This window comes from Intestinibacter sp., from assembly GCF_022780145.1.
Classification (GTDB): Bacteria; Bacillota; Clostridia; order Peptostreptococcales; family Peptostreptococcaceae; genus Intestinibacter.
This window is the reverse complement of sequence record NZ_JALEXO010000174.1, coordinates 1-6,042: the sequence shown is the minus strand read 5'-3', so window position 1 is coordinate 6,042 and position 6,042 is coordinate 1. Positions and strand designations below refer to the sequence as shown.

General features: G+C 30.3%; 4 protein-coding genes and 1 rRNA gene. 4 read left to right on the top strand and 1 reads right to left on the bottom strand.

Going from position 1 to position 6,042, the window contains the following annotated elements:
* Positions 1-7 precede the first annotated feature (7 nt).
* Together rrf and MR593_RS06930 are read left to right on the top strand one after the other, a co-directional pair.
* Positions 8-124 (top strand): 5S ribosomal RNA (gene rrf / locus MR593_RS06935).
* A 51-nt stretch (positions 125-175) separates the two neighbouring features.
* Positions 176-1,036: a pentapeptide repeat-containing protein gene (locus MR593_RS06930; protein ID WP_290691235.1), complete on the top strand. Its 861-nt coding sequence runs from the start codon at positions 176-178 to the stop codon at positions 1,034-1,036.
* Between the two features lie 111 nt (positions 1,037-1,147).
* Here the strand turns inward: MR593_RS06930 and MR593_RS06925 are convergent, their stop codons facing one another.
* Positions 1,148-2,332 (bottom strand): pyridoxal phosphate-dependent aminotransferase, encoded by a 1,185-nt coding sequence (locus MR593_RS06925; RefSeq protein WP_290691233.1) that lies wholly within the window; start codon positions 2,330-2,332, stop codon positions 1,148-1,150.
* Positions 2,333-2,686: 354 nt separating this feature from the next.
* On the opposite strand from MR593_RS06925, the gene MR593_RS06920 reads away from it, so the two are divergent.
* Together MR593_RS06920 and nrdG are read left to right on the top strand one after the other, a co-directional pair.
* Positions 2,687-5,050, top strand: coding sequence for an anaerobic ribonucleoside triphosphate reductase (locus MR593_RS06920; RefSeq protein WP_290691232.1), 2,364 nt, complete (start codon positions 2,687-2,689; stop codon positions 5,048-5,050).
* A gap of 14 nt (positions 5,051-5,064) precedes the next feature.
* The gene (gene nrdG / locus MR593_RS06915; protein WP_290691230.1) at positions 5,065-5,607 is read left to right on the top strand and encodes an anaerobic ribonucleoside-triphosphate reductase activating protein; all 543 of its coding nucleotides are present in this window, start codon (positions 5,065-5,067) and stop codon (positions 5,605-5,607) included.
* Positions 5,608-6,042 lie beyond the last annotated feature (435 nt).

Genomic DNA, 6,042 nt, shown 5'->3' with positions numbered 1-6,042 from the left:
AAGATTATGTGGTTATTATAGCAAAGAGGATACACCTGTTCCCATTCCGAACACAGAAGTTAAGCTCTTTAGCGCTGATGGTACTTGGTGGGTGACCGCCTGGGAGAGTAAGACGTAGCCACGTAATCTTTTTTTATTTTTAAAATATTATAATTTAAATAATAGGGGAAAGGGTATGAAATTGCGAATAAATGAAATAGACAATAAAAATATTTCACAATTAAGAATTGATTGTGAAAAGTGCTTTGGACTTTGTTGTGTTGCTTTATTTTTTTCAAAATCAGAGGGGTTTCCTCAAGATAAAATAGCAGGAAAACCATGTATGAACTTACAATCAGATTTTAGGTGTTCTGTACATAAGAACCTTAGAAAAAAAGGCTTAAAAGGTTGTATATCATACGATTGTTTTGGAGCGGGTCAAAAAGTAGCACAGGTAACATTTAAGGGACAGGATTGGATAAAATCACCTGAGATAGCAAATAAGATGTTTGATGTATTTTTAATAATTAGACAGCTACATGAAATGCTATGGTATCTTATAGATGCATCAACTTTTATATCAAATAACAATATAAAAAATGAATTAAATTCTATTATTGCAGAAACTGAAGAACTTACAAAGTTGGATGAACAATCAATTATAAATATAGATATTGATAAACATAGAACTAAAGTCAATCATATTTTGAAGCAGGTCAATGAATTTGTAAAAGACAAGGTATCTGATGAAAAAGTAAGAAATTCAAAACACAAAAAAAATTTAAAACAAGGTTATGATTTCATAGGGAAAGATCTGACAAATACAAATTTAATTGGTGCTAATTTTGCAGGAGCATTACTTATAGCATCTAATATGAAGGATACAAATTTGAAAGGAGCCAATTTAATTGGTGCAGACTTAAGAGATGCAGATATTAGGGGAGCTAATCTTGAGGATTCAATGTTTTTGACTCAATCTCAAGTTAATACTGCTAGAGGTGATTCTAGAACAAAGCTGCCAAAAGCATTGAGCAGACCATCTCATTGGGAAAAGTAAATAGATATTGTATTATATAAATTTATAAAAATAACCATACCTTATTATTTGATATAATTTTAGTCATAAGGTATGGTTATTTATTTTAATATAAACTATTTGTATATCATTCTATGCTAATATACCTTGTACGAATTTATCTAATCTATCTAATGCTTCCATAAATGTTTCTTCACTACAAGCAAAAGATATACGAACATATTCATCTATACCAAATGCTATACCTGGTACTATAGCAACTTTACATTCTTCTAAGAATTTATCGCAGAAGTCAGATGATAAGCTTTCACCATATTCGAATTTGTCTTTTACCTTTGATATGTCTATAAATACATAGAAAGCTCCGTTTGGATAAACATAATCTAAGTTTTCGATTTTATCAAGTCTACCAGTGACAAGATCTCTTCTCTTTCTATAAGCTTCTACCATATTATCTATGTCTTCTTTACAGTATTTTAAAGCTCCATATCCCATGTATTGAGCTGCTAAGCAAGGATGTGATACTAAATGTCCTTGGATAGCGCTTATGTGCTTAGCAAGGGCTCTAGGAGTTGCAGTGTATCCTAATCTTGTACCAGTTAAAGCTGCTGATTTAGCAAAACCATTTATAGTTATAGTCATTTCTCTTATTTCGTCGCTTAATGAAGCCACAGAAACAAATTCACCGTTGAAGCATATTCTTTCGTATATTTCATCAGCTAATATATATACGTTGTGTTTTAAACAGACATTACATATGTCAAGTAATTCATCTTTTGTGTAAATAGCTCCTGTAGGGTTACAAGGGTTATTTAATATAAGCATTTTAGTTTTGTCAGTTATATATTTTTCTAAAAGTTCTCCAGTTAATTTGAAGTCATTTGCTTTGTCTGTTTCTATACCAACTGGAACAGCATTTACTAATTTAGTCATTTCAGAATAGCTTACCCAATAAGGTTTAACTAGTAAAACTTCATCTCCTGGATCTGTAACAGCCATTAAAGCATTAGTAAGAGCCATTTTAGCACCACTAGTAACTACTATTTCATCTGGAGCATAGTGGCAGTTATTTTCTTCTAATAATTTTTTGCTTATTTCTTCTCTTAGTATAGTTAATCCAGGAACTAAGTCGTATTTAGTGATATTGTCTTCTATAGATTTTATACCACATTCTTTAGCTTTTTCTGGAACGTTAAAATCTGGTTCTCCAACACTAAGATTTAATACGTCTATACCTTGTGCTTTCATTTCCTTTACTTTAGAACTTATACCTACTGTACGTGATGGTGTTATAACATCAAGTCTTTTTGATAACATATTAATTATTACCTCCTAAAATTATTGTCAAAATATGTATACTAAATATAATATATTAAATTGCTATAAATTTACAGAATAAAAATAAAACTATATGTAAAATATTAAAAGATTTTTGTAAAATTTCAAACCATTACAAATACAAGGCTTCAAAAAAACCATATAGCAATTTCAATGCTTTGAGGTGTGTTGGTAAAATTTGACTAAATTTTATAAATTTGATACCCTAGAAATATGTTTATGGAATTAACACCCCTTTAGTTTTTAAGGGGAATTTTTTTAATTGTACATACTATATATGGTATGTATATCTAAAACAAACCACTACATATTGTGGTCGAGGGGGATTTAAAGTTGATAGAATATATAAAGAAAAGAGACGGTAGAAAGGTTAGTTTTGATAAAGATTGTATAACAAAAGCTATATTTTCAGCGGCAAGTGAAGTGGCAAAAAAGGAAAATACAGAACCAAGCTATGAAATAGCAGAAGAGCTTGCTGATAAAGTAGTAGCTTTATTAAACGAAGAATACAATAATGATGAAATTCCTAATGTAGAAAATATACAAGACACAGTTGTAAAGGTACTTATAAAAGCAGGTCATGTAAAAACTAGTGAGGCATTTATTCTTTACAGAAATGAAAGAAGCAGAATAAGAAATTCTAAAACTAGACTTATGAAGGCTATAAATAAAATAACTTTTGAAGATGCTAGCGATGCAAATATAAAAAGAGAAAATGCAAATATAGATGGTAATACTGCTATGGGTACTATGCTACAATATGGAAGCACTGTATCTAAAGAGTTCTGCAAGACTTTTGTTATAAAACCAGAGCATGCTCAAGCCCACGATAACGGTGATATACACATACATGATATGGATTTCTTGAATATGGGGACATTGACTTGTTGTCAAATCAATCTAGATAAATTATTTGATGGCGGATTTTCAACAGGTCATGGATTTTTAAGAGAGCCAAATAGTATTATGAGTTATGGTGCTTTAGCTGCAATTGCGATTCAAAGTGATCAAAACGACCAACATGGTGGGCAAAGTATTCCGTTTTTTGATTATAACTTAGCTAAAGGTGTATATAAGACTTTTAAAAAATTATATATATCTAATTTGCATAAAGGCTTGAAATTATTAAAAAATATTGATGATAAGAGAACAGTAGAGGATATAGTTAACGATACTGAAAAAAGATCTAATAAAAAAGTAGGTCTAGAAAAGAACTTAGATTATTTGTATATTGAAAAGGAAAAATTAATAGAAACATTTGATATAGAGGAAGAGTTAGCTATTTCAATACAAAACTTTGCATATGAAGAAGCGTATAAAGAAACTGACAGACAAACATATCAATCTATGGAAGGATTTATTCATAATTTAAATACAATGCATTCGAGAGCAGGAGCACAAGTACCATTTTCTAGTATAAACTTCGGTACTGATACTTCTATCGAAGGTAGAATGGTAAGTAGAAACTTATTATTATCTCTAGAAAAAGGGTTAGGTAATGGAGAGACAGCTATATTCCCTATTTTAATATTCAAGGTTAAAGAAGGAGTTAACTTAAATCCAGAGGATCCTAACTACGATTTATTTAAATTATCATGTAGAGTTTCTGCTAAGAGATTGTTCCCTAACTTTAGTTTCTTAGATGCACCATTTAATTTAAAAACATATAAACCTGGTGAACCAGAAACAGAAGCAACATATATGGGCTGTAGAACAAGAGTTTTAGGAAATGTATGTGGGGAAGAAGTAGTAAGTGGTAGAGGTAATTTATCTTTTACTACAATTAACTTACCTAGATTAGGTATTAAACACGGTATAGTAAATGGACGTACAGAAGCAAATTTAGATGAATTTTTTGCCGATTTAGATGAGAAAATAGATTTAGTTATAGATCAATTACTTGAAAGAATGCAAATTCAAGGAAATAAAAAGGTTAAAAACTTCCCATTTTTGATGGGTCAAGGAGTATGGAGAGGTGCTGATGATCTTACTTCAGAAGATACATTGCAGGATGTAATCAAACAAGGAACTTTGACAGTGGGATTTATAGGTTTAGCAGAATGTCTAATTGCATTAACTGGTAAACACCATGGAGAAAGTGAAGAGTCACAAGAATTGGGACTAAAAATAATTTCACATATGAGAAAGAGAATGGATGAGGCTACACAAAAATATCAATTAAATTTCTCATTGATAGCTACTCCAGCAGAAGGACTTTCAGGAAGATTTACAGAAATAGATAAAAAGATATATGGCGAAATAAAAGGGGTAACAGATAAAGAATATTATACTAATTCCTTCCATGTACCTGTATATTATAATATATCAGCTTTTAACAAGATAGCTATTGAGGCTCCATATCATGAATTAACTAATGGTGGACATATAACTTATGTTGAACTAGATGGAGATACATCAAATAACCTACAAGCCTTCGAAACAATTATAAGAAGCATGAAGGAAATGGGTATAGGATATGGTAGTGTCAATCATCCAGTAGATAGAGATCCTGTTTGTGGATTCTCAGGAGTCATACCTGGTACTGTTTGTCCAGTCTGCGGACGTAATGAAGAAGAAAGTGATATAAAATTTGAGAGAATCAGAAGAATAACAGGTTATTTAGTAGGAACAGTAGATAGATTTAACGACGCTAAAAAAGCAGAAGTAAGAGATAGAGTAAAACATACCGAAATTTAAGAGGGGGGATAAATATGAAATTAAGAATAGCATCTCCTGTAATATGTGACAGTATTGTTGATGGACCTGGACTTAGAATGGTTGTTTGGACACAAGGTTGTAAACATAATTGTAAAGGATGTCATAATCCTCAAACACATAGCTTAAACGGAGGATATGAAGTTGATACAAAAGAGGTAATTGATAAAATGGCGTCTTTAAAATTACAACAGGGGATAACTTTGTCAGGTGGAGAGCCGTTTTTACAACCACTGCCATTAGCTGAAATAGCAAAAGAGGCGCACAATATAAACTTAGATGTTTGGAGTTATACAGGGTTTACATTTGAAGAACTTATAGATAAGAAAAATCCATTGTATTTTGAGAATATGGAATTATTGAAATACGTAGATGTACTTGTAGATGGGAAATTTGAAATAGACAAGAGAGATATAAGCTTACTTTTTAGAGGTTCATCAAATCAAAGAATAATAGATGTTAAAAAGAGCTTAAAGTATAAAACAGCCGTATTAAAATTTGAGTATATGCAAACACAAGATTTTTATACTGCTAAATAGTTTTTGAAATTAAAAGACTTTCTAGAAATTAATAAACTAGAAAGTCTTTTTTACGGTAGATTATTTAAATTATATGTCTAAATAAAATAATCTACAGATATTGAAATATAAGGCTTTTGAAAATATTTAATAAAAATAATAAAAAAAATTGAAAAAAAGTATTGACCAAAATAAATTAAAATGGTATAGTAATACTTGTCCTTGAGAAAAGGGCAAAACAACTTGAAAAAGTTAAAAAACTTTAAAAAAGTTGTTGACAAAGAAAAACAGCTTTGATAAAATAAAGAAGCTGAATTAAGAACTTTGAAAATTAAACAGTAGGTTAAATATAATCTTTAATTCACACGAATTAAAACCAACAAACCAAGCCAGATATTCGATAATGATTAGTCTGAGCAAGATGAAGCTTTATTTTGAGAGTTTGATCCTGGCTCA

Bases quoted from the DNA above. Each gene is read 5' to 3' on its own strand.
- MR593_RS06930 (WP_290691235.1), top strand. From the start codon at position 176: ATGAAATTGCGAATAAATGAAATAGACAATAAAAATATTTCACAATTA.
- MR593_RS06925 (WP_290691233.1), bottom strand. From the start codon at position 2,332: ATGTTATCAAAAAGACTTGATGTTATAACACCATCACGTACAGTAGGT.
- nrdG (WP_290691230.1), top strand. From the start codon at position 5,065: ATGAAATTAAGAATAGCATCTCCTGTAATATGTGACAGTATTGTTGAT.